The organism is Burkholderia sp. AW33-5 (assembly GCF_053427615.1).
The window spans coordinates 209,439-233,585 of the sequence record NZ_JBSAXA010000005.1; the positions used below are offsets into that span (position 1 = coordinate 209,439).

The following is a 24,147-nucleotide window of genomic DNA, read 5'->3' on the forward strand; positions in this document are numbered from 1 at the left end:
TCCCCCCAAGCCATACCCCGTGGGGTATCGCGCACCGGCGTTCGCGCCGGCCGCGCGGGCAGACCGATTGCCATGGAGAGAACGATGCTGAGTCCGCATGAATTCGCCACGCTACTGCTTGTGAAGGACGCCCCTGACCAGGGCGACATGGATCGGGATGAACTCGACGCGCTGCTCGAACAGCAGCTCGTGCGGCTGGAAGGGCTGGGATCGGGACGCAAATACTGCGTGACCGAGACCGGCGACGCCGCGCTGCGATCCATCAAATACCGTTATTCCTGAAGCTCCGCTGTTCCTGACCTGAGCGCGCCGGCCGGATTTCCGGCCGCGCCGCTTTTCCGGTTTTCCCGCCTTCCGCAGCTTTGCCGCGTCAGCCGCCGCGCAGCGTCGGATCGACCGCGGCCCGCCAGCTGACGGCCTGCGCGCGTGCGCCGTTGAAATAGGCGACCCAACCGGCGCGCCCCGCCGCGTCGGGTGCCGCATAGTGCGTCGAAAGTTCGTTTACGAACGCGCAATAGTTCGCCTGCGTCAGCCCGCGATACCGTTTCGCCACATACGCGTCGTACAGCGTCGCGTAGACCGGCTGCGCGTCCGCGCCCCAGTCGCGCGCGGTGCCGCCGCACGACGTCTGCAGGTCGACGAACGACGGCGCACGCCAATTGCCGGCCAGCGGCGGCATACCGGCGCCGCACCCTGCCAGAACGACGGCGCACGCACCGGCCCACATCCCAATACGCATGATTCACCTCGCGAAACGGTCGATTCCGCCAGTATCGTCTGGGATCGCGCCGCGCGCTACTGGCCCCGCTTTTTCGAACTTTACTTTTTCGATTTCGTTCGTTAAATTTCGAATTCGAACATTTCGTGTTCGCCCATTTCCATCAGACGATAAGGACAGCAGGTGACCCAACCGAATCGCTACGATCTGCTCGTCGTCGGCGGCGGCATCAACGGCGCGGGCATCGCGCGCGATGCGGCCGGCCGCGGCCTGTCGGTGCTGCTCTGCGAGCAGGACGACCTCGCGTCGCACACGTCGTCGTCCAGCACGAAGCTGATTCACGGCGGCCTGCGCTACCTCGAATACAACGAATTCGGCCTCGTCCGCAAAGCGCTGCAGGAGCGTGAAACGCTGCTGCGCGCGGCGCCGCACATCATGTGGCCGCTGCGCTTCGTGATGCCGCACATGCCGAACCTGCGGCCGGCCTGGCTGATCCGCATCGGCCTGTTCCTCTACGATCACCTCGCGAAACGCGAACTGCTGCCCGGCTCGCGCGGCATCGACATGCGCCGCCATGCGGCCGGCGCACCGCTGATCGACTCGATCAAGCGCGGCTTCGTCTATTCGGACGGCTGGGTCGACGACGCGCGCCTCGTCGTGCTGAACGCGCTCGATGCGAAGGAGCGCGGCGCCGAGATCCTCACGCGCACGAAGCTCGTGTCGGCGGAACGCCGCGGCGACGAATGGGAAGCCCGGCTGCGGCACGCGGACGGCTCGATCCGCGTCGTGCACGCGCGCGCGGTCGCGAACGCGGCCGGCCCGTGGGTCGGGGAAGTGCTGCACGGCGCGCTCGGCCGCGGCGCGCAACACAGCGTGCGGCTGGTGAAAGGCAGCCACATCATCACGCGCCGGCTGTTCGATCACGATCACGCGTACATCTTCCAGAACCCGGACAAGCGGATCATCTTCGCGATTCCGTACGAGCACGACTTCACGCTGATCGGCACGACCGACGTCGAATACACGAACGATCCCGCGAAGGTCGCGATCGATCGCGACGAGACGCAGTATCTGTGCGATTCGATCAACCGCTACTTCAAGCGCAAGATCTCGCCCGCCGACGTGCACTGGACCTATTCGGGCGTGCGCCCGCTGCTCGAGGACGAAAACGCGGCGAACGCGTCGGCCGTCACGCGCGACTACCGCCTCGAGATGGACGACGGCGCCGGCGCGCCGCTGCTGTCGGTGTTCGGCGGCAAGATCACGACCTTCCGCAAGCTCGCGGAAGAAGCCGGCGACCTGCTGTGCAGCGCGCTCGGCCGCGAGGCGAAAACCTGGACGGCCGGCGCGCCGCTGCCCGGCGGCGACATCGCGAACGCGAAGTTCGACGTGTTCGCCGACGCGTTCGCGAAGCGCCATCCGTGGCTGCCCGCCGCGCTCGCGCGCCGCTACGCGCGCGCGTACGGCACGCGCGCGGAACGCGTGGTCGACGGCGCGACGTCGCTCGCCGACCTCGGCGCCGAAATCGCGCCGGGCATCCACGACGCCGAACTGCGCTACCTGCGCGACGTCGAATGGGCGACCTGCGCGCAGGACGTGCTGTGGCGCCGCTCGAAGCTCGGCCTGCACGTCACGCCGGGCACGCTCGACGCGGTGACGGCCGCGGTCGACGCGTGGTTCGCCGCCGTGCACGCGCCGCACGCGTGATGCGTTTGCAGTTGCAATTGTCTGACCGACGTTGATTCACCGACGCGCCGCGTAACATGCGGCGCGCATCACAACTACGCCAATCCACGGATGGAGATGAGAGACATGCAGGATCAGTACATCCTCGCGCTTGACCAGGGCACGACGAGCTCCCGCGCGATGCTGTTCGATCGCCAGGGCAACATCGTATCGATCGCCCAGAAGGAATTCGAACAGATCTACCCGCAACCCGGCTGGGTCGAGCACGACCCGCAGGAAATCTGGTCGACGCAAGCCGGCGTCGCCGCCGAAGCGGTCACGCGCACGGGCCTGAACGGCACGTCGATCGCCGCGATCGGCATCACCAACCAGCGCGAGACGACGATCGTCTGGGATCGCGAGACGGGCCAGCCCGTCTACAACGCGATCGTGTGGCAGGACCGCCGCACCGCCGACTTCTGCGATTCGCTGAAGAAGCAGGGCCTCGAAGCGAAGGTGCGCGCGAAGACCGGCCTGCCGATCGACTCGTACTTCTCCGCGACCAAGATCCGCTGGATCCTCGACAACGTGCCGGGCGCGCGCGACAAGGCGCGCCAGGGCAAGCTCGCCTTCGGCACCGTCGACAGCTGGCTCGTGTGGAACTTCACGAAGCACGAACTGCACGTGACCGACGTGACCAACGCGTCGCGCACGATGCTGTTCAACATCCACACGCGCGAGTGGGACAGCGAGCTGCTCGAGCTGCTCGACATCCCGCGCAGCATGCTGCCGGAAGTGAAGGCGTCGTCGGAAATCTACGGCCATACGAAGACCACGGTGTTCGCGTCGAAGATCCCGCTCGCGGGCATCGCCGGCGACCAGCACGCCGCGCTGTTCGGCCAGATGTGCACGACGTCGGGCATGGTGAAGAACACTTACGGCACCGGCTGCTTCCTGATGATGAACACCGGCGACAAGCCGATCGAGTCGAAGAACAACCTCGTCACGACGATCGCCTGGCAGATCGGCGACGACGTGCAGTACGCGCTCGAAGGCAGCATCTTCATCGCGGGCGCGGTCGTGCAGTGGCTGCGCGACGGCGTCGGCATCATCAAGACGGCCGCCGAGATCGAAGCGCTCGCCGCGAGCGTGCCGCATACCGACGGCGTCTATCTCGTGCCGGCGTTCGCGGGCCTCGGCGCGCCGCACTGGAATGCGCGGGCGCGCGGTTCGGTGTTCGGCGTCACGCGCGGCACGACGTCCGCGCACCTCGCGCGCGCGGCGCTCGACGCGATCGCTTACCAGTCGCTCGACGTGCTGGCCGCAATGGAAGCCGACTCCGGCATCAGCATCGGCGAGCTGCGCGTCGACGGTGGCGCAAGCGCGAACAATCTGCTGATGCAGTTCCAGGCCGACCTGCTCGGCGTCGACGCGGTGCGTCCGCAGATCACCGAGACGACCGCGCTCGGCGCGGCCTACCTCGCGGGCCTCGCGATCGGCTACTGGAAGAACCTCGACGAAGTGCGCAGCCAGTGGCAGCTCGATCGCCGCTTCTCGCCGTCGATGCCGAAGGAGCAGGTCGAGCGCTGCATGGCCGGCTGGCAACGCGCGGTGCGCGCCGCCAAGGCGTGGGCCGACGACACGCAGTAACCCGCGGCAGCCGGAACCGGAAGCAATCCGAACGAAATAAAACAACACCGGCGGACCGCGCGGCGCGCGAGTCCGCCGTCATCTACGAGAGACAACATGTCACCTTACATTGCGGAATTCATCGGCACGGCGATCCTCGTGCTGCTCGGCAACGGCGCGGTCGCCAACGTGCTGCTTGCGAAGACCAAGGGCAAAGGCGCGGACCTCATCGTGATCGTCATGGGCTGGGCGATGGCGGTGTTCGTCGCCGTCTACGTGACCGCGTCGTTCAGCGGCGCGCACCTGAACCCGATCGTCACGATCAGCCTCGCGCTCGCGGGCAAGTTCGCCTGGTCGAAGGTCGGCGGCTACATCCTCGCGCAGATGCTCGGCGGGATGGCCGGCGCGCTGCTCGTGTGGCTCGCGTATCGCCAGCACTTCGCGAAGGAAGTCGATGCGGACCTGAAGCTCGCGGTGTTCTGCACGGCGCCCGCCATCCGCAGCACCACGCACAACGTGCTGACCGAAGCGATCTGCACGTTCGTGCTGATCCTCGGCGTGCTGTACCTCGCGTCGCCGCAAGTCGGCCTCGGCGCGCTCGACGCGCTGCCCGTCGGCCTGCTCGTGCTCGGCATCGGCATCTCGCTCGGCGGCCCGACCGGCTATGCGATGAGCCCGGCGCGCGACCTGTCGCCGCGCATCATGCACGCGCTGCTGCCGATTCCCGGCAAGCGCGACAGCGATTGGCGCTATGCGTGGGTGCCGGTGATCGGCCCGCTGCTCGGCGGCGCCGCGGCGGCCGGCCTGTATCTGCGTCTGCACGCGATGGCCTGATCGCGGTTTCGATCGAGCTCGAGCCTGGGCGCGCGGCAGCGGCTGCCGCGCGCTTCCGCCCTCCCCTTTCGTCACACGAGCGACGACGCGCCAGCCTCGCTCGCGCCGGCGCGCCGGCCAACGGAGGGCGTAGCCGGGACCGGACGCAGGCGCCAAGCGGTTCGCGGCGCACCGTCGAAAGCACGTATCATGGCGGGATGCTCGGCGTCGCCGACACCCCGCTTCTTCACCACCATGCTCGATCACCTTATCTGCGACTGCGACGGCGTCCTCGTCGACAGCGAAGTCATTGCCGACCGCGTGCTGTTCGACACGCTGTCCGCCACCTTCCCTCACCTCGATTTCGAAGAGGCCGCGAAGTCCGCCTTTGGCCAGCAGACGTCGCGCTTTCTCGCCGGGCTCGAAGCGCATTTCGGCATCCGGATGCCCGACAACTTCATCGAGACCGTCGAGCGCAACATCGAGACCGGCCTCGCACAATCGCTCGCGCCGATCACCGGCGTGCGCGACGCGCTGCTGAAGGTCGGCCTGCCGGCCGCGGTGGTATCGAACAGCCGGCTCGTGCGCGTGCGCAGCTCGCTGAAGCGCGCCTCGCTCACCGAAATCTTCGGCGATCGCGTATTCAGCTCCGAGCAGGTCGCACGACCGAAGCCCTACCCCGACGTGTACCTGCACGCCGCGCGGACGCTCGGCGTCGCGCCGGCGCGCTGCGTCGTCGTCGAGGACAGCGTGTCGGGCCTGAACGCCGCGCGCGCGGCGGGCATGAAGACGATCGCGTTCGTCGGCGCGAGCCACATCCCCGACAACTACGCGGACGCGCTGCGCGCGATGGGCATCACGCGGATCATGCGCAGGATGGATGAACTGCCGGCGCTCGTCGCGGCCGGCCTGCGCGGCGAATTCGGCGACGTGCAGTCCTGACGGACGGCCGCGCCGGATCGCCATGACCGGCGTGCGGCTCGATGCGCACGCCGTCCCGCGGGCGCATCGGCGCGCCCGCCACACCTGCCGTCAGGCCGGCTCGCAGCAGCGCTCGCGCGCGGCCGCCAGCGCCTCGCGAAATTCGACGAGCTCCGCGATCGTCAGCATCGGCAACCCGTGCTGCCGCGCGAAACGCTCCACGTCGTCGCCGCGCGTCATCGTGCCGTCCGGATTCATCAGCTCGCACAGCACGCCCGCCGGCTTCAGGCCAGCGAGGATCGACAGATCGACCGTCCCTTCGGTGTGACCGCGGCGCGCCAGCACGCCGCCGGGTTGCGCACGCAACGGAAACACGTGGCCGGGGCGCACGATGTCGTACGGCTTCGCATCGTCGGCGATCGCCGCGCGGATCGTCGTCACGCGGTCGGCCGCGGACACGCCGGTGTGCACGCCTTCGCGCGCCTCGATCGACACGGTAAACGCGGTGCCGTTGCGGCTCTCGTTGGTCTGCACCATCGGCGGCAGCTCGAGCGCGCGGACCTTGTCGTCGGTCAGGCACAGGCACACGATGCCGCTGCACTCGCGGATCAGGAGCGCCATCGTCTCGGGCGTGATGCGCTCGGCGGCGACGATCAGGTCGGCCTCGTTTTCACGGTCGTGATCGTCCTGCAACACGACCGCGCGGCCCGCGCGCAACGCGTCGAGCGCGGCGGCGATGCGCGGCGGCACCGGTTCGGAATCGAGCAACGGGAGATCGGCAAAGGCGTCGGCGGGTGCCGACGAAACGGACATGAAGGACATGTGAAACGCTCCTCGCAATTACGATTTGGGCGAAAAACGTTTCAGGGCATTGCAAACAGACAGAACGACAACCCGCTTCGCACGCATGGCAAAGCGGCCCTGGCGGACATGACTATCTGCACATCTTCTCTCATCCGGACTATGACCGTCGGCTCTGGCATTCGACCAGATCTGCTGACCCCGCGCGGATGCGCGGGCGCTCGCGGGCTCGCCGGCTTTCGCCAGCCTACCGCCGGTGGGGAATTTCGCCCCGCCCTGAAGACGCACTGATTACCGGCCGGGGTCTACCCCGGAACCGGCGGGCCAAGCATACATCAGCCGCGCGCACCGCGCAGCGAACCACACCTGAAACCTTACCGACGACTCCGTCTAACGGCATCGTCCGAACGGCCGGCACCCGGCCTGCGCGCCGTCCCGAACGGAACCGGCGCCGGCCCGGCGACCCGCGCTCAGCCGGCCGCGTGCGCGGCGTCGGGCACGAGCCAGCGCGGCGGCACCTCCGGGCTCACCGTCACGCGGAATGCGCGCGCCTCGCTGTCGCCGGGATTGCGCAGGCTGTACGGCTGGTCGGCGTCGAACACGATTGCATCGCCGGTCGCGAGCAGTTGGCGCCGATCGTGCACGCTGACCTCGAGCGTGCCTTCGCTGACGACCAGGTTGACCGTCGTGCCGGGCGCGCGGCGCGTGCCGGGTTCCGTGTGCAGCGGCGCGATCCGCAACTCGTGGAATTCGGCCGCGGCCGGCTCGCCTTCCGGATACAGCGCGCGCGCCGAGAAGCGGCCGTTCGAACTGACGACGCGCGCCGCGCGCTCGGCCGCCAGGTGCTCGAAGCCGTTCACCGCGTGACGGCGCAGGAATGCGGCCACCGATACCTTCAGCGCCGCGGCGATCTTGCAGAGCACCTTGATCGACGGCACGCTGCGCGCGGATTCGATCTGCGCGAGCATCGCGCGCGACACGCCGGACAGCCGCGCGAGCGCATCGAGCGACAACTGCCGCTCGGCGCGCAAGCGCGCGAGATTCACGCCGACGACCTGCTCGAGGACGTCGAGCGACGCGGACGTCCGCGCGTCGGCGGCATTGCCGGACTCGAAGGAAGACACGTCGCGCACCAGCGCCAGGGGTGAAGACATAGCATGGCCTCCGGGCCGCCGCGCGGCCCTGCGAATGGGGTAAGCCGGAATCGGGTTGCGCCACGAACGGCGCGTATCGAGACGCTATCACCCGGCCCCGCCCCGGCAAACGAAGTTATCTTCACACCGTTATCAGCATCGCGGAGGAATGCGTTTCTCGCGAACCTTTTCCTGTCGCCATAGCGCCGGCACACCGCCGCCCGGTGCACCGCTCAATGCGCGGCCGGTGCCGCGCCGCGCGCCGGTGCGCGCGCATCGAGCCGCATCGCGAACCACGTGACGACGAGCGCCGCGAACGTCACCGCGACGGCGACCCACGGCAACGCATCGAGCGCGAAGCCGTGCCCCAGCGCGAGGCCGCCGAGCCACGCGCCGCCCGCGTTGCCGACGTTGAACGCGCCGATGTTCAGCGTCGACGCGAGATGCGGCGCGCTCGCGGCCTTTTCGACCACGCGCGCCTGCAGCGGCGGCACCGTCGCGAACGCGGCGATCCCCCAGACGAATACGGTCACCGCGGCCGCGACCGGCAGATGGCTGGTCTTCGCGAACACGGCCATCACGGCCATCAGCGCGACCAGGATCGCGATCAGCGACGGCATCAGCGCGCGGTCGGCGAGCCTGCCGCCGAGCGTGTTGCCGACCGTCAGCCCCGCGCCGAACAGCACGAGGATCAGCGCGACCGCACGCGGCGAAAAACCGGTGACGGTTTCGAGGATCGGCGCGATGTACGTGAACACGACGAACACGCCGCCGAAGCCGAGCACGGTCATCAGGAGCGCGAGCCAGACCTGCGGTTCCTTGAGCACCCGCACTTCGTGGCCGAGGCCGACGGGCCCGCTGTCGTGGCGGTTCGGCACCAGCAGCGCGACGCCGCCGAGCGACAGCACGCCGAGCCCGGCGACGATCCAGAACGACGCGCGCCAGCCGAGCAGCTGGCCGACGAACGTGCCGAACGGCACGCCGAGCACGTTCGACAGCGTGAGGCCCGTGAACATCAGCGCGATCGCGCTCGCGCGCTTGTCGGCCGGCACGAGCGACGCGGCCACCACCGCGCCGATCCCGAAGAACGAGCCGTGCGCGAACGACGTGACGACACGTGCGACCATCAGCATCGCGTAGCCGGACGCGGTCGCGCACAGCACGTTGCCGACGATGAAGATCGCCATCAGCAGCTGCAGCGCGGCCTTGCGCGGCATGCGGCTCGTCAGCACCGCGAGCAGCGGCGCGCCGACCGCGACGCCGAGCGCGTAGCCCGTGACCAGCAGGCCGGCCGACGGCAGCGACACGGCGAGGTCGTGCGCGACTTCGGGCAGGAGTCCCATGATGATGAATTCGGTGGTGCCGATGGCGAAGGCGCTGATCGCGAGCGCCAGTAATGGAATGGGCATGACGTTCTCCGAAAAGGCGGCGGACGCGGCATCCGGTCCGTACCGCACCGCACAAGAAGCGGGATGTGCGCGCATTGTCCCGAATACGCCTATCTTTGATAATTGGCGCGGCATTTGAACCATTTTCAAAAAATTCTGGAAAATCCGATGGATCGACTGGGCGACATCCGGCTGTTCGTCGAGGCGGCGGAACTGGGCAGCCTGTCCGCGGCGGGGCGCAAGCTGAACCTCACGCCGGCCGCCGCGAGCGCGCGCCTCGCGAAGCTCGAGGCAAAGGTCGCGACGCGGCTGTTCGAGCGCTCGACGCGGCAGCTGCGCCTCACCGACGAAGGCCGGCTCTACCTGAACTGCTGCCGGCAGGCGCTGCAGGCACTCGACGACGCGCACGCGCTGCTGCAGGAGGGCCGCAACGTGGTGGCCGGCAAGGTGCGGCTGTCGTCGACGTCCGATTTCGGCCGCAACCAGCTGCTCGACTGGCTCGACGAATTCACCACGCTGCATCCGGGCGTCACCTTCTCGCTGACGGCGTCCGATTCGTCGTCGAACCTGTGGCAGGACGAGATCGACCTCGCGATCCGCTTCGCCGCCCCGCCCGACGGCGCGCTGATCGCACGCCGGCTCGCCGCGAACCGGCGCGTGCTGTGCGCGGCGCCGTCGTTCGTCGAGCGCCACGGCGTGCCGGCCGATCCGCACGATCTGGCTCGTTTTCCCTGCAACGTGATCACGATCGCATCGGGCCCCATGAACACGTGGCGCTTCACGCGCGGCGACGAGGTGCAGACCCATACGGTGCCGGTCTCGACCGCGTTCGAGACCAACGACGGCGGCCTCACCCGCGAATGGACGCTGCGCGGCCACGGCATCGCGCTGAAGTCGCTGTGGGACATCGCCGACGACGTGCGCGCCGGCCGGCTGCGCGTGCTGCTGCCCGACTGGCGGCACCAGGACGCGCCGCTGCACGCGCTCTATCACGGCAAGCGCTACATGGCGCCGCGCGTGCGCGTGCTGCTCGACTTCCTCGCCGAACGCTTCGCGCGCGAGGAAGCGGCGCTCGACGACCTGCTGAACGCGTGCCGCTGACGCTTGCCGCGCCGCCATATCGGGGTCGGAGCGCCACGGCGGCGTCGCGCGGCCGCAACCCGCGGCCCGCCCGCGACGGCGCGTAAAGCTATAATGGAAAGCTTTCCCGACGGCTTTTCACGCATTCGCGAGGTTTCGCGACATGCTCGCTCGACGCGCGCCGCGCGCCCCGGTCCGCCACGCGGCACCGGCAGCAGCCGTCCCGATTCACCCCTTGACGACGCCCCCAGGTCAACCACTGCGAACGGCGAATCCCCATGACCAAGAAAGTTTACGTAAAGACCTTCGGCTGCCAGATGAACGAGTACGACTCGGACAAGATGGTGGACGTGCTCAATGCGGCCGAAGGCCTCGAAAAGACCGATACCCCGGAAGACGCGGACATCATCCTGTTCAACACGTGCTCGGTGCGTGAGAAGGCGCAGGAAAAGGTGTTCTCCGACCTCGGCCGCGTGCGCGAGCTGAAGGAAGCGAAGCCGGGCCTGCTGATCGGCGTCGGCGGCTGCGTCGCCAGCCAGGAAGGCGCGTCGATCGTGTCGCGCGCGCCGTACGTCGACCTCGTGTTCGGCCCGCAGACCTTGCACCGCCTGCCGCAGATGATCGACGCGCGCCGCGAAAGCGGCCGCGCGCAGGTCGACATCACGTTCCCCGAGATCGAGAAGTTCGACCACCTGCCGCCCGCGCGCGTCGAGGGGCCGAGCGCGTTCGTGTCGATCATGGAAGGCTGCTCGAAGTACTGCAGCTACTGCGTCGTGCCGTACACGCGCGGCGACGAAGTGTCGCGTCCGCTCGACGACGTGCTGACCGAAGTGGCCGGCCTCGCCGACCAGGGCGTGCGCGAAGTCACGCTGCTCGGCCAGAACGTGAACGCGTATCGCGGCGCGCTGACGGCCGGTTCGACCGAAATCGCCGATTTCGCGACGCTGATCGAATACGTCGCCGACATCCCCGGCATCGAGCGGATCCGCTACACGACGTCGCATCCGAAGGAATTCACGCAGCGCCTGATCGACACCTACGCCAAGGTGCCGAAGCTCGTGAGCCACCTGCACCTGCCCGTCCAGCACGGCTCCGACCGCATCCTGATGGCGATGAAGCGCGGCTACACCGTGCTCGAATACAAGTCAGTGATCCGCAAGCTGCGCGCGATCCGCCCGGACCTGTCGCTGTCGACCGACATGATCGTCGGCTTCCCCGGCGAGACCGAGGAGGATTTCGACAAGATGATGGCGCTCGTGCACGAGATGAGCTACGACACCAGCTTCTCGTTCATCTACAGCCCGCGCCCCGGCACGCCGGCCGCGAACCTGCACGACGACACGCCGCGCGAGGTCAAGCTCAAACGCCTGCAACATCTGCAGGCGACCATCGAGGAAAACGTCGCGCGCATCAGCCAGTCGATGGTCGGGAAGGTCGAGCGGATCCTCGTCGAGGGTCCGTCGCGCAAGGACCCGAACGAACTGTCGGGCCGCACCGAGAACAACCGGGTCGTGAATTTCCCGGCGCCGCTCGCGTCGCACCCACGCCTGATCGGCCAGATGATCGACGTGAAGATCAACCATGCGTACCCGCACTCGCTGCGCGGCGAGCTGCTGCTCGTGAGCGACGACGCGAGCGCGGCCACCCACTGACCGACTGACGTTCCACAGGAGCCCGACGCTACTTTGAAGACCGTCCAAGCACTGGAATTCACCGCGCCGCGCGACGACAACGCGCGCCTCGCCAACCTCTGCGGCCCGCTCGACGAGAACCTGCGGCAGATCGAACAGGCGCTCGACGTCACGCTCGCGCGGCGCGGCCACCGGATCACGATCCGCGGGCGCGGCGCGAAGCTCGCGCTCGCGGCGCTCGAGAACTTCTACAACCGCGCGCGCGATCCGCTGTCGGTCGACGATATCCAGCTCGCGCTGGTCGAAGTGCGCCACACGTCCGGCAACGGCCGCCAGGACACGATCGACGTGCGCTTTCGCGGCGACCCCGACCATCCGTTCGACGAGCCCGTCGTACAGCTCGACGCGGACCTGCCGGACGAAGAACCCGCGCCGAAGCTCTATACGCGGCGCGCCGACCTGCGCGGCCGCACGCCCGCGCAGCGCGAATACCTGAAGCAGATCCTGTCGCACGACGTGACGTTCGGCATCGGGCCGGCCGGCACCGGCAAGACCTACCTCGCGGTCGCGTGCGCGGTCGACGCACTGGAGCGCGACCAGGTCAAGCGGATCGTGCTGACGCGCCCGGCCGTCGAGGCCGGCGAGCGGCTCGGCTTCCTGCCGGGCGATCTCGCGCAGAAGGTCGACCCGTACCTGCGGCCGCTGTACGACGCGCTGTACGACCTGCTCGGCTTCGACAAGACCGCGAAGATGTTCGAGCGCCAGATGATCGAGATCGCGCCGCTCGCATATATGCGCGGCCGCACGCTGAACCACGCGTTCATCATCCTCGACGAGGCGCAGAACACGACGCCCGAGCAGATGAAGATGTTCCTCACGCGGATCGGCTTCGGCTCGAAGGCCGTCGTCACCGGCGACACGAGCCAGGTCGACCTGCCGCGCGGGCACAAGAGCGGCCTCGTCGAGGCGCAGCAGGTGCTCGGCGGCGTGCGCGGCATCGCGCTCACGCGCTTCACGAGCGCCGACGTCGTGCGGCATCCGCTCGTCGCGCGCATCGTCGAGGCGTACGACGACTTCCACGCGCAGCACCGGGACGCGTAACGAACCGGGGGCGCCCGCGCGCCGCACCGGCCGACGGCCCGGCCCGCCCGACGGCGCGCCGGGCCTTTTTTCGCTTGCGCGCGGCCGGTTCGAATTCGGGAACGATCGGCCGTTTGGTGTATCCTCAACGCGTTCCAATCGCCGCACCCGTCATGAAATCTTCCCGTTCTCGCAAGTCCGGGCGCGACCAGTCCGCCGCGCCCGATTTCCCCCGTCTCTCGCTGTTCGATGCGAAGGGCAAGGCCCGGACCGTCAGCGCGCAAGGGCTTCGAATCGACTTCCCCGACGGCCGCAGCCTGATGTTCGACCTGTCGGGCAGTTCGGGCGAGGCCGCCGTCGCGATCGTCGCGCAGCACAACGATCCGGCGATGCGCGCGAAGCTCGCGCTGCAGCCCGAGCACTACGACAGCGTGACGCTGCACGTGGGTGCCGAACCCGCGCCGCTCGACGAGGAACTCGCGGAAATGGCGAACGAGGTGCGCGAGCTGGAGCTCGACCTGTCCGTGCAGTACGGTGACGAAATCACCGGCGACATCCGCAAGACGCTTCCCAAGCGCAAGCTGATCGCCGAATGGATCGAACCGGCGCTGTTCGCGAGCGCGCAGCTCACCGTGCGCTTCGTCGGCGAGGAAGAAGGCCGCACGCTGAACGCCGGCTACCGCCACAAGGACTACCCGACCAACGTGCTGACCTTCGCGTACGACCCGGCGCCCGACGGCACCGTGATCGGCGACCTCGTGCTGTGCTGCCCGGTCGTCGAGAAGGAAGCGCACGACCAGGGCAAGCCGCTCGCGGCCCACTACGCGCACCTGCTGGTGCACGGCGCGCTGCACGCGCAGGGCTACGATCACGAGACGAGCGACGAGGACGCCGCCGAAATGGAGGCGCTCGAAGTCGACATCCTCGCGAAACTGGGCTTTCCGAACCCGTACCAGTAAAGTCGTCCGCACCATGCACCACGCCGCGATGCTGCCGCCCGCCTACCCGCCGTCGATCGGCGAGGGACGGCTGCTGACGGAAGACGAGCTCGCCGCGTCGCTCGCGCACACGATGCGCGACTGGGACGGCCGGCAGGATCTCTGGCTGTTCGGCTATGGCTCGCTGATCTGGAACCCCGGGCTGCCGACCGTCGCCGCCGTGCGCGGCAAGGTGCACGGCTATCATCGCGGGCTCTACCTGTGGTCGCGCGTGAACCGCGGCACGCCCGAACGGCCGGGCCTCGTGCTCGCGCTCGATCGCGGCGGCTCGTGCTCGGGCATCGCATTCCGGCTCGCGGGCCCGACCGCGCAGCCGCATCTCGAGACGTTGTGGAAACGCGAAATGCCGATGGGGTCGTACCGGCCCGCGTGGCTGCCGTGCTCGCTCGAAACAGGCGAACGCGTGAACGCACTCGCGTTCGTGATGCGCCGCGACGTACCCACTTACACCGGCAAGCTGAGCGACCCCGTCGTCAAGGAAGTGTTCAGCTGCGCGGCCGGCCGCTACGGCACGACGCTCGACTACGTGAGCCGCACGGTGGACGCGCTGCGCGCGAGCGGCATCCCCGATCGCGCGCTGGAAGGGCTGCTCGCGCGATGCCGGTGAGGCTCGACCAGCCGGCCCGCACCGCTCATGCACGCGAAGGAGGCCCCGCGCCCATGAAACCGTCACGCAAATCGCGCATCACGCTGGCCGCGCTGCTCGTCGCCGCGAGCGTCGCGCTGTCCGGCTGCGGCATCCTCGGCTGCGGCGGCGCCGCGACCAACGGCGCGGCTGCCGGCGGCTGCTCTGCCGGCATGCGCTTCTGAGGGTCCGAACGTCGGCCCGGCACGTCCCGCACGCGACGAAATGCCGCTGACGCCGGCAGCCCGGCCGGTCGCCCCCGCTTTTTTGCCGCCGCTGCCCCGCCGCGCCTTTCTGAGATAGGATGGAGACGAAGGACGGCGCCGCGCCCGGCGCGGCCGTTCCCGAGCGGGCTCGCGCGCACCGCATGCCCTGGCCGGACGGCCGGTGTGACACGGCCGCGCCATGCCCTTGGTGTATCCTTGCCTACTCCGTGACCGCGCGCCCCGGCATGACCCGGGCGCACCACCATGAACGATTCGTATCCCAGTCGTAAGCTCACCGACAAACCGCAAGAAAAGCGCTCGCTGCTCGAGCGCCTGACCGACTTCATCTCGCCCGAGCCGGAATCCCGGACCGAGCTGCTGGAAATCCTCCAGGACGCCCACGAACGCAACCTGATCGACGCCGATTCGCTGTCGATGATCGAAGGCGTGTTCCAGGTGTCCGACCTGTGCGCCCGCGACATCATGGTGCCGCGCGCGCAGATGGACGCGATCAACATCGCCGACAAGCCCGAAGACTTCATCCCGTTCGTCCTCGAGAAGGCGCACTCGCGCTACCCCGTGTACGAGGAGAACCGCGACAACGTCATCGGCGTGCTGCTCGCGAAGGACCTGCTGCGCTTCTATGCCGAAGAGGAATTCGACGTGCGCGGGATGCTGCGTCCCGCCGTGTTCATTCCCGAATCGAAGCGCCTGAACGTACTGCTGCACGACTTCCGCGTGAACCGCAACCACCTCGCGATCGTCGTTGACGAATACGGCGGGGTCGCGGGCCTGATCACGATCGAGGACGTGCTCGAACAGATCGTCGGCGACATCGAAGACGAATACGACTTCGACGAGGAAGCCGGCAACATCATCTCGGGGCCGGACGGCCGCTACCGCGTGCGCGCCCTCACCGAGATCGAACAGTTCAACGAAACGTTCGGCACCGACTTCCCCGACGACGAGGTCGACACGATCGGCGGCCTGATCACCCATCACTTCGGCCGCGTGCCGCACCGCGGCGAGAAGCTGCAGCTCGGCAATCTCGTGTTCGAGATCCAGCGCGGCGACGCACGCCAGGTCCACGTGCTGCTGGTGCGCCGCAACCCGCTCGCGAGCCGCCGCGCCGAAACCTCCCACGAGGACTGACCGTCTCGCGCCGGCCGCGTCTCCTTCAACCGCTCGCCCTTTTTCGCTTCACATGGACGATCCAATCCCGTCCCGCCCGGCAGGCGGCCTTTTTGCGCCGGCCCCCGGCCGCACGCTGCCGCGCTGGCACTATCCGGCCGCACTGCTCGCCGGCGCGGCCAATACGCTCAGCTTCGCACCGACCCCGCACGGCGGCTGGCTGCAGCTCGCCGTATTCGTCTGGTTTTTCGCGCAGCTGACGCGCACGTCGAGCTGGCGCGGCGCCGCGCTCACCGGCGGCGCGTTCGGCTTCGGCAACTTCATCAGCGGCATCTGGTGGCTGTACATCAGCATGCACGTGTACGGCGAAATGGCCGCGCCGCTCGCGGGCGGCGCGCTGGTGCTGTTCTCGCTCTACCTGTCGCTGTACCCGGCGTTCTCGGCGGGGCTCTGGTCGTTCTGCGCGGGCCATGCATGGCATCGCCGCGAACCCGATCCGCGGCCGTTCTCGCCGACCTGGCACGGCGCGTTCGCCTTCGCGAGCGCATGGGCGCTCGGCGAATGGCTGCGCGGCACCGTGTTTACCGGCTTTCCGTGGCTCGCGAGCGGCTATCCGCAGGTCGACGGCCCGTTCGCGGGCTTCGCACCGGTCGTCGGCGTGTACGGGATCGCGTGGGTGCTCGCGCTGTTCGCCGCGCTGATCGTGCAGGCGCTCGTCGCCGCGCGCCGGGCGCCCGCATCCGAATCCGCCGGCGCCGGCAACGCGCGCGTGCGCGTCGTCGCGCCGGCCGGCATCGCCGTCGCGCTCGTCGCGGCCGGCATCGGGCTGTCGCAGGCCACGTGGACCGTGCCCGCGAACGCGCCGCTTACGGTGCGGCTGCTGCAGGGCAACGTGAAGCAGGACATCAAGTTCGAGCAGGAAGGCATCGACGCGGCGATCAAGATGTACACGCAGATGATCGTCGAGAAGCCGGCCGACCTGATCGTCACGCCGGAGACCGCGATCGCGGTGATGATCCAGGAGCTGCCCGAGCCGTTCGCCGTCGCGATCCGCAAGTTCAGCGACACGACGGGCTCGGCCGTGCTGTTCGGCGCGGTCGGCGCGTCGGTGACGCCGGACGGTCATTACGTCGACTACACGAACAGCCTGTACGGCGTGACGCCGCATTCGCGCGACATCTATCACTACGACAAGCACCATCTCGTGCCCTTCGGCGAATTCATTCCGTGGGGCTTCCGTTGGTTCGTCGACCTGATGAAGATGCCGCTCGGCGACTTCGCGCGCGGCGCGCCGGTGCAGAAGCCGTTCCTCGTGCACAACCAGCCGGTGATGGCCGACATCTGCTACGAGGACTTGTTCGGCGAGGAAATCGCCGCGACGATCCGCGACAACCCGCAGCCGCCCGGCGTGCTCGTCAACGTGACGAACCTCGCGTGGTTCGGCGACACGATCGCGCTCGACCAGCATCTGCAGATCGCGCGGATGCGCGCGCTCGAAACGGGCCGGCCGATGCTGCGCTCGACCAACACGGGGATGACCGCCGCGATCGACGCGCGCGGACGCGTGCTCGGCCAGTTGAAGCCGTTCACGATCGGCTCGCTCGACGTGCGCATCGAAGGCACGAGCGGTTTCACGCCTTACGTGACGAGCGGCAACAACATCGTGCTCGCGGTGTCGCTGGTGCTGCTCGCGTTCGGCTTCACGTTCGGGCCGGGCCTGCGCCGCCGCAACGGCGCGAAGGCCGGCGACGACCGCAACGCCTGACGCATCGGGCGGCCGTCGCACGCGGGGCGGCGGCCGCTCAGCCGCTCCGCTTCGCGTCCGCGGCCAGGCCGCGCAGATCCCACCCGAGCGCTTCCATCACCGGCGCCCACGCGCCGAACGTCGGCTGGCGGTACAGCGTCGCGGTCGGATACCACGGGCTGTCGGTGCGCTCGAGCAGCCACGGCCAGTGCGGATTCACGTCGAGCAGCACCCAGGTGCGCGCGCCGAGCGCGCCCGACAAGTGCGCGACCGACGTGCACACCGTGATCACCAGATCCAGCGCGCCGATGAACGCGGCCGTATCGTCGAAACTCTTCAGTTCGGCGGTGAAGTCCTCGATCGCGAAACCGGCCGCGCGCGCCGCGGCGACATCCGCGTCCGCTCCCGGCTGCAGCGAATGGAACGCGACGCCGTCGATACCGCGAAACGCATCGGCATAGCGTTCGAGCCCGACGCGCCGGAACGGATTGCGCTGGTGCCCCGCGCTGCCCGTCCACACGAGCCCGACCTTCAGCCGGCCGTCGCCCGCGAGCCGCGCCCGCCATGCATCGCGCGCGTGCGGATCGGCATGCAGGTACGGCACCGACGCGCCGAGCGTCGACGTCTCCATCCCGAGCATCAGCGGCAGGCCGATGAGCGGCACTTCGTAGTCGAACGCAGGCAGTTCGTCGACGCCGCCGCCCGCGCTGAATGCGTCCGCGTGCGCGCCGAGGCTGCGCCGCATCAACGTGCCCACTTGCGGAAACGTGTTCCACGCGAGCCGGCCGCCCTCGCGGTGCACGCGCTCCGCGAGCGGCGCGACGAAGCGCGCGAACTGCAGCACGTCGCCGAGCCCCTGCTCGCCCCAGACGAGCAGCGTCTTGCCCGCGAGCGGCTCGCCCTGCCAGCGCGGGCCGGGCAGCGCCGGCCGGCGGCCGCGCAGCTCGCCGGCGCCGTCCCAGCGTGCCTCGTGGCCGCGCCAGCCGGCCGCGTAGTTGCCGCGCACGAGCTGGATGATCGCGAGGTTGAAACGGAACGACGCGTCGTCGGGCGCCAGTTCGCACGCGCGCGCCGCGTAGCGCTCGGCGTCGTCCCAGCGCTGCGCCTCCTTCATCGCCATCGCGATGTTGTTCAGCGCGAGCGCATTGTCGGGCGCGATCTCCGCAAGCCGCGCCGCACCGGCGAGCGCGCCGTCGAGGTCGAGCGTCGCGAGCCGCGCGACGATCAGGTTGATCCACGCCTGCACGTCGTGCGGGTCGGCTTCCACGGCTGCGTCGAGCAGCGCGATTTCCTCGCGGCGGTCGCCGCCCGACAGCCGCAGCGCGATCGCCAGGTTGTTGCGCAGCGACGGCCAGCGCGGATCGAGCGCATAGGCGGCGCGGTACGGCGCGACGGCCTCCGCGTGACGGCCGAGCATCTGCAGTGCGTAGCCGTGATTGAAACGGGCACCGGCGTCCGGATGAATGCGCACCGCGCACTCGGCCAGCGCGAGCGCGTCGGCCGTGCGCTGCCGTGCGACGAGCGTCACGGTGAGCTGCGAGAGCGCAGCCGTGTCGACAGCATGCAAATGGCCGGCGGCGGCGAGCCAGAGTGCGTGCGCGCCGTGCTCGCCGCGCGCTTGCGCGTCGGCGGCCTGCCCGAGCAGCGCGAGCAGCGGCGGCATCAGCGGAATGAGGAGGTCGTTCGAATCGTCCATGCGGTCCGGAGTGGAAAATCGGTCGCGCGGCAGGCGTCGCGCGCACTTCGATACGCGCATCTTAACGCCCGCGCAAGGCGGCGCGGCAGGCGGTGCCACAAGCGCATCGAGACGCCGCTGCCACGGGCGCACCGCGCATACCGGCAACCCGCGCACCGGCTGCGCACGGCTCGCCGAAACACCGCCGGAAGCCCCTTCGTCCGCGTTCCGGCCGCATCCGCCCGCCGATCCGGTAAAATTGCACGTTTCAGCACACTAACAAGCCGCGCCGCCGCGCGAGCCGACCCTCCGGGCCCGCCCGGAGCGCCGCCCGCAACGGAGCGCCAGCGCCACGAAGGCTCTTCATGCTTACGTTTCAGCAAATCATCCTGACGCTGCAGTCCTACTGGGACAAGCAGGGTTGCGCCCTGCTCCAGCCCATCGACATGGAAGTCGGCGCGGGCACGTCGCACGTTCACACGTTCCTGCGCGCGGTCGGCCCCGAGCCGTGGCGCGCCGCCTACGTGCAGCCGTCGCGCCGCCCGAAGGACGGCCGCTACGGCGAGAACCCGAACCGCCTGCAGCATTACTACCAGTACCAGGTCGTGCTCAAGCCGGCGCCGGAAAACATCCTCGACCTGTACCTCGGCTCGCTGGAGGCGCTCGGCTTCGACCTGAAGCAGAACGACGTGCGCTTCGTCGAGGACGACTGGGAGAACCCGACGCTCGGCGCGTGGGGCCTCGGCTGGGAAGTGTGGCTGAACGGGATGGAAGTCACGCAGTTCACGTATTTCCAGCAGGTAGGCGGCCTCGACTGCAAGCCGGTGCTCGGCGAGATCACCTACGGCCTCGAGCGCCTCGCGATGTACCTGCAGAAGGTCGAGAACGTGTACGACCTCGTGTGGACCGAGTGGGAAGAGCAGGGCCCGAACGGCCCCGAGCTGCGCCGCCTGTCGTACGGCGACGTCTACCACCAGAACGAGGTCGAGCAGTCGACCTACAACTTCGAGCACGCGAACGTCGACCTGCTGTTCACGTTCTTCAACAGCTACGAAGCGGAAGCGAAGAAGATGATCGACGCGCAGCTCGCGCTGCCCGCGTACGAACTCGTACTGAAGGCCGGCCACACGTTCAACCTGCTCGACGCGCGCGGCGCGATCTCGGTGACGGAACGTGCGGCGTACATCGGCCGCATCCGCGCGCTGTCGCGTCTCGTCGCGCAGGCTTACTACGACTCGCGCGAGAAGCTCGGCTTCCCGATGCTCGGCAACCCGCCGGGCGTGCCGGGCCTCACCACCGACGCCCAGGACGCCGCCCAGCCGGCATGGGCGCCGCCGCTCAAGGTCGAACGCAAGATCGATCAGGACTGACGAGACGAGATTTATTCCAGACATGACGCACAATCATCCCGCCCCCCTGCTCGTCGAACTGCTGACCGAAGAGCTGCCGCCGAAGGCCCTCGCGCGCCTCGGCGACGCATTCGCCGAAGGTCTCGCGCAACGCCTCGCGGCGCGCGACCTCGTCGAAGGCGACCTCGTATTCGAACGCTACGCCACGCCGCGCCGCCTCGCGGTCGTCGTGCAGAACGTGCGCGCCGTCGCGCCTGAAAAGCAGGTCCGCGAAAAGGTCCTGCCCGTGTCGGTCGCGCTCGACGCCGAAGGCAAGCCGACCGCCCCGCTCGCGAAGAAGCTCGCGGCGCTCGGCCATCCGAACCTGTCGATCGCCGATCTCGAGCGCGCGCAGGACGGCAAGGCCGAAGCGTTCTTCGTCAACTACTCGGCCGCCGGCGTGACGCTCGCCGACGGGCTGCAGGCCGCGCTCGACGAAACGCTCGAGAAGCTGCCGATCCCGAAGGTCATGACCTACCAGCGCCCGGACGGCTCGGACGTGAAGTTCGTGCGCCCGGTGCACCGCCTGACCGTGCTGCACGACGATCGGATCGTGCCCGTCACGGCGTTCGGCGTCGATGCCGGCGACACCACGCTCGGCCACCGCTTCCTGTCCGACGGCCTCGTCGCGATCCAGCACGCACGCGCGTATGCCGACACGCTGCGCGACAAGGGCCGCGTGATCGCGCACTTCGCCGATCGCCGCGAAACGATCCGCACGCAGCTGAACGAGCACGCGAACGGCGACACCGTCGTGATGCCCGAATCGCTGCTCGACGAAGTGACGTCGCTGGTCGAATGGCCGGTCGTCTACCCGTGCCGCTTCGAGGACGAATTCCTGCAGGTTCCGCAGGAATGCCTGATCCTCACGATGCAGACGAACCAGAAGTATTTCGCGCTGACCGACATCGCCGGCAAGCTGCGCTCGCGCTTCCTGATCGTGTCGAACATCGAGACGAAGACGCCGGGCGAGATCGTCGAGGGCAACGAGCGCGTCGTGCGCCCGCGCCTCGCCGACGCGAAGTTCTTCTTCGAGCAGGACAAGAAGAAGCCGCTCGCCGACCGCGTGCCGCTGCTCGCGAACGTCGTCTATCACAACAAGCTCGGTTCGGCGCTCGCGCGCGTCGAGCGCCTCGAAGCGCTGGCCGGCGAGATCGCGCCCGCAATCGGCGCCGACGCCGCGCACGCGAAGCGCGCCGCGCGCCTCGCGAAGGCCGACCTGCTGACCGACATGGTCGGCGAGTTCCCGGAACTGCAGGGCACGATGGGCACGTACTACGCGCGCCACGACGGTGAGCCCGACGACGTCGCGCTCGCCTGCGCCGAGCACTACCAGCCGCGCTTCTCCGGCGACGCGCTGCCGACCACGCCGGTGTCCACCGCCGTCGCGCTGGCCGACAAGCTCGAGACGATCGTCGGCATCTGGGGCATCGGCCTCGCGCCGACCGGCGAGAAGGATCCGTTCGCGCTGCGCCGTCACGCGCTCGGCGTGCTGCGCCTGCTGGTCGAGAAGCAGCTGCCGCTCGATCTCGTGTCGCTGCTGCGCACGGCCCACGCACGCTTCGAAGGCGTGCCGGGCGTCGCGGAATCGACCGATGCGATCCTCGCGTTCTTCATGGACCGCCTGCGCGGCCTGCTGCGCGAGCGCGGCTACACGACCGGCGAAGTCGACGCGGTGCTGAGCCTGAACCCGACGCGCGTCGACGATCTCGTCGCGCGCCTCGACGCGGTGCGCGAATTCACGCGCCTCGCGGAAGCCGAAGCGCTCGCGGCCGCGAACAAGCGGATCTCGAACATCCTGAAGAAGTCGGAAGGCGGCGCGAACGGTGCGGTGCAGCCGACGCTGCTCGTCGAGGCCGCCGAAAAGGCGCTGCACGAACAGCTCGCGGCCGTGACGCCGCACGTGCAGTCGCAGCTCGAGGCGCGTGCGTATACGGGCGCGCTGTCGGCGCTCGCCGCGCTGCGTGCGCCGGTCGACACGTTCTTCAACGACGTGATGGTCAACGCCGAGGACCCCGCGCTGCGCGCGAACCGTCTCGCGCTGCTGTCCGCGCTGCATCAGCAGATGAATTGCGTCGCCGACATCTCGAAGCTCGCCGCATAAGGGCCGAACGATGCCGACCAGCCCCAACCGCAAGCTCGTCGTCCTCGACCGGGACGGCGTGATCAACGTCGATTCGGACGCGTTCATCAAGACGCCCGACGAGTGGATCGCGCTGCCCGGCAGCCTCGAGGCGATCGCACGACTCAACCACGCGGGCTATCGCGTGGTCGTCGCGACCAACCAGTCCGGCATCGGCCGCGGGCTGTTCGACATGGCCGCGCTCAACGCGATGCACCTGAAGATGCATCGCGCGGCGGCCGCCGTCGGCGCGCGCATCGACGCGGTGTTCTTCTGCCCGCACGTGTCGGAAGACCACTGCGACTGCCGCAAGCCGAAGCCCGGCATGATGCAGATGATCGCGGAGCGCTTCGAGGTCGACCCCGGTCACACGCCGGCCGTCGGCGATTCGCTGCGCGACCTGCAGGCCGGCGTCGCGGTCGGCTTCAAGCCGCACCTCGTGCTGACCGGCAAGGGCAAGAAGACGCTCGCCGCGGGCAATCTGCCGGACGGCACGAAGGTCCACGACGATCTGCGCGCATTCGCGCTCGACTTCCTTTCACACGAACACGAGTGATGCAGCCGCCGCGCGCATCCTCCCAACTGTCAGACCCACGCCGATGCGCTTCGTCCGCTCCCTGCTGCTGCTGATCTACTTCATCGTGTACACGGTGCCTTACGCCACCGCGTGCTTCATCGCGTTCCCGTTCATGCGTCCCGACGCGCGCTACTGGATGGCGGCCGGCTGGTGCAAGTCGACGCTGTGGGTCGTGCGCTGGCTGAACGGCATCCGCTACCGGATCGAAGGGATGGAAAACCTGCCCGACGGCCCGGCCGTGCTGCTGTCGAAGCACCAGTCCGCGTGGGAGACGCTCGCGTTTCCGGCGCTGATGCCGAAGCCGCTCTGCTACGTGTTCAAGCGCGAACTGCTGTACGTGCCGTTCTTCGGCTGGGCGCTCGGGCTGCTGCACATGGTCAACATCAACCGCAAGGAAGGCAAGAACGCGTTCGCGTCGGTGATCCGTCAGGGCAAGAAGCGCCTGTCGGAAGGCGCCTGGATGATCATGTTCCCGGAAGGCACGCGCACGCCGGTCGGCAAGCAGGGCAAGTACAAGACGGGCGGCGCGCGCTTCGCGATCGAAACCGGCACGCCGGTCGTGCCGATCGCGCACAATGCAGGTCGCGTGTGGCCGCGCAATTCGTTCACGAAATTCCCGGGCGTCGTCACCGTGTCGATCGGCAAGCCGATTCCCGTCGACGGCAAGACGCCCGACGTATTGAACTCGCAGGTCGAAGCATGGATCGAAGCGGAAATGCGCCGCATCGATCCCGATGCCTATCGCCAGCCGGGCAATGCCGGCGCGCGCGATGCCGCGCGCGTCTGAATCACCCGGATTGCAGCCGTTGCGAACGACGAAAC

The 24,147-nt window shown here is 68.8% G+C and carries 23 protein-coding genes and 1 riboswitch; of the genes, 18 read left to right on the forward strand and 5 right to left on the reverse strand.

What is annotated here, in order from left to right; all coding sequences use genetic code 11:
* Positions 1-84: 84 nt before the first annotated feature.
* Positions 85-282: a hypothetical protein gene (locus ACV22V_RS12580; protein WP_040144790.1), complete on the forward strand. Its 198-nt coding sequence runs from the start codon at positions 85-87 to the stop codon at positions 280-282.
* An 88-nt stretch (positions 283-370) separates the two neighbouring features.
* Here the strand turns inward: ACV22V_RS12580 and ACV22V_RS12585 are convergent, their stop codons facing one another.
* Complete coding sequence (locus tag ACV22V_RS12585) at positions 371-739, reverse strand: hypothetical protein (protein ID WP_059528100.1); 369 nt, start codon at positions 737-739, stop codon at positions 371-373.
* A 162-nt stretch (positions 740-901) separates the two neighbouring features.
* On the opposite strand from ACV22V_RS12585, the gene glpD reads away from it, so the two are divergent.
* The 4 genes from glpD to ACV22V_RS12605 all read left to right on the forward strand — a co-directional run bounded on the left by glpD (position 902) and on the right by ACV22V_RS12605 (position 5,767).
* Complete coding sequence (gene glpD / locus ACV22V_RS12590) at positions 902-2,425, forward strand: glycerol-3-phosphate dehydrogenase (protein ID WP_059690638.1); 1,524 nt, start codon at positions 902-904, stop codon at positions 2,423-2,425.
* Positions 2,426-2,530: 105 nt separating this feature from the next.
* Entirely contained in the window at positions 2,531-4,033 is a 1,503-nt protein-coding gene (gene glpK, locus ACV22V_RS12595; protein ID WP_059465737.1) for a glycerol kinase GlpK, read from the forward strand.
* 96 nt (positions 4,034-4,129) lie between these two features.
* Positions 4,130-4,846, forward strand: coding sequence for an MIP/aquaporin family protein (locus tag ACV22V_RS12600; protein ID WP_059820373.1), 717 nt, complete (start codon positions 4,130-4,132; stop codon positions 4,844-4,846).
* Between the two features lie 234 nt (positions 4,847-5,080).
* Complete coding sequence (locus ACV22V_RS12605; protein WP_059528111.1) at positions 5,081-5,767, forward strand: HAD family hydrolase; 687 nt, start codon at positions 5,081-5,083, stop codon at positions 5,765-5,767.
* 90 nt (positions 5,768-5,857) lie between these two features.
* On the opposite strand, the gene ribB is transcribed toward ACV22V_RS12605, so the two are convergent.
* The 3 genes from ribB to ACV22V_RS12620 all read right to left on the reverse strand — a co-directional run bounded on the left by ribB (position 5,858) and on the right by ACV22V_RS12620 (position 9,089).
* Positions 5,858-6,568, reverse strand: a complete 711-nt coding sequence (ribB, locus tag ACV22V_RS12610) for a 3,4-dihydroxy-2-butanone-4-phosphate synthase (RefSeq protein ID WP_059528114.1) — start codon at positions 6,566-6,568, stop codon at positions 5,858-5,860.
* Between the two features lie 118 nt (positions 6,569-6,686).
* Positions 6,687-6,835, reverse strand: a riboswitch (FMN riboswitch).
* 182 nt (positions 6,836-7,017) lie between these two features.
* Positions 7,018-7,701, reverse strand: coding sequence for a helix-turn-helix domain-containing protein (locus ACV22V_RS12615; RefSeq protein ID WP_059465738.1), 684 nt, complete (start codon positions 7,699-7,701; stop codon positions 7,018-7,020).
* 212 nt (positions 7,702-7,913) lie between these two features.
* Positions 7,914-9,089, reverse strand: a complete 1,176-nt coding sequence (locus ACV22V_RS12620; RefSeq protein ID WP_448014059.1) for an MFS transporter — start codon at positions 9,087-9,089, stop codon at positions 7,914-7,916.
* On the opposite strand from ACV22V_RS12620, the gene ACV22V_RS12625 reads away from it, so the two are divergent.
* From ACV22V_RS12625 to lnt, 9 genes are all read left to right on the forward strand, one after another.
* A complete protein-coding gene (locus ACV22V_RS12625; protein ID WP_162499717.1) occupies positions 9,022-9,207 on the forward strand; it encodes a hypothetical protein in 186 nt (61 codons plus the stop codon). The genes ACV22V_RS12620 and ACV22V_RS12625 overlap by 68 nt on opposite strands.
* A gap of 29 nt (positions 9,208-9,236) precedes the next feature.
* On the forward strand, positions 9,237-10,169 hold the full coding sequence (locus ACV22V_RS12630; RefSeq protein WP_059607610.1) for a LysR family transcriptional regulator: 933 nt from the start codon (positions 9,237-9,239) through the stop codon (positions 10,167-10,169).
* Positions 10,170-10,426: 257 nt separating this feature from the next.
* On the forward strand, positions 10,427-11,800 hold the full coding sequence (miaB, locus tag ACV22V_RS12635) for a tRNA (N6-isopentenyl adenosine(37)-C2)-methylthiotransferase MiaB (protein ID WP_059528119.1): 1,374 nt from the start codon (positions 10,427-10,429) through the stop codon (positions 11,798-11,800).
* 33 nt (positions 11,801-11,833) lie between these two features.
* Positions 11,834-12,880 carry a PhoH family protein gene (locus tag ACV22V_RS12640; RefSeq protein ID WP_059528122.1) on the forward strand — a complete coding sequence of 349 codons (1,047 nt, stop codon included), beginning with the start codon at positions 11,834-11,836 and terminating at the stop codon, positions 12,878-12,880.
* A gap of 152 nt (positions 12,881-13,032) precedes the next feature.
* Positions 13,033-13,818 carry an rRNA maturation RNase YbeY gene (gene ybeY, locus ACV22V_RS12645; protein ID WP_059528125.1) on the forward strand — a complete coding sequence of 262 codons (786 nt, stop codon included), beginning with the start codon at positions 13,033-13,035 and terminating at the stop codon, positions 13,816-13,818.
* Positions 13,819-13,831: 13 nt separating this feature from the next.
* Positions 13,832-14,464, forward strand: coding sequence for a gamma-glutamylcyclotransferase (locus tag ACV22V_RS12650; protein WP_059701730.1), 633 nt, complete (start codon positions 13,832-13,834; stop codon positions 14,462-14,464).
* 53 nt (positions 14,465-14,517) lie between these two features.
* On the forward strand, positions 14,518-14,667 hold the full coding sequence (locus tag ACV22V_RS12655; RefSeq protein WP_179949148.1) for a hypothetical protein: 150 nt from the start codon (positions 14,518-14,520) through the stop codon (positions 14,665-14,667).
* 285 nt (positions 14,668-14,952) lie between these two features.
* The gene (locus ACV22V_RS12660) at positions 14,953-15,840 is read left to right on the forward strand and encodes an HlyC/CorC family transporter (RefSeq protein ID WP_059447841.1); all 888 of its coding nucleotides are present in this window, start codon (positions 14,953-14,955) and stop codon (positions 15,838-15,840) included.
* A gap of 52 nt (positions 15,841-15,892) precedes the next feature.
* Positions 15,893-17,584 carry an apolipoprotein N-acyltransferase gene (gene lnt, locus ACV22V_RS12665; protein WP_448014060.1) on the forward strand — a complete coding sequence of 564 codons (1,692 nt, stop codon included), beginning with the start codon at positions 15,893-15,895 and terminating at the stop codon, positions 17,582-17,584.
* Between the two features lie 37 nt (positions 17,585-17,621).
* Here lnt and ACV22V_RS12670 read toward each other — a convergent pair whose 3' ends face one another.
* Complete coding sequence (locus ACV22V_RS12670; protein WP_448014061.1) at positions 17,622-19,259, reverse strand: hypothetical protein; 1,638 nt, start codon at positions 19,257-19,259, stop codon at positions 17,622-17,624.
* Between the two features lie 344 nt (positions 19,260-19,603).
* Between ACV22V_RS12670 and glyQ the strand changes: the two genes are divergently transcribed.
* The 4 genes from glyQ to ACV22V_RS12690 are packed head-to-tail and all read left to right on the forward strand — an operon-like array spanning position 19,604 to position 24,112.
* Positions 19,604-20,608, forward strand: coding sequence for a glycine--tRNA ligase subunit alpha (gene glyQ, locus ACV22V_RS12675; RefSeq protein ID WP_080294533.1), 1,005 nt, complete (start codon positions 19,604-19,606; stop codon positions 20,606-20,608).
* 22 nt (positions 20,609-20,630) lie between these two features.
* Positions 20,631-22,730, forward strand: a complete 2,100-nt coding sequence (gene glyS / locus ACV22V_RS12680) for a glycine--tRNA ligase subunit beta (RefSeq protein WP_448014062.1) — start codon at positions 20,631-20,633, stop codon at positions 22,728-22,730.
* A 10-nt stretch (positions 22,731-22,740) separates the two neighbouring features.
* Positions 22,741-23,304 (forward strand): D-glycero-beta-D-manno-heptose 1,7-bisphosphate 7-phosphatase, encoded by a 564-nt coding sequence (gmhB, locus tag ACV22V_RS12685; RefSeq protein WP_059528142.1) that lies wholly within the window; start codon positions 22,741-22,743, stop codon positions 23,302-23,304.
* Positions 23,305-23,347: 43 nt separating this feature from the next.
* Positions 23,348-24,112: a lysophospholipid acyltransferase family protein gene (locus ACV22V_RS12690; protein ID WP_059528144.1), complete on the forward strand. Its 765-nt coding sequence runs from the start codon at positions 23,348-23,350 to the stop codon at positions 24,110-24,112.
* Positions 24,113-24,147 lie beyond the last annotated feature (35 nt).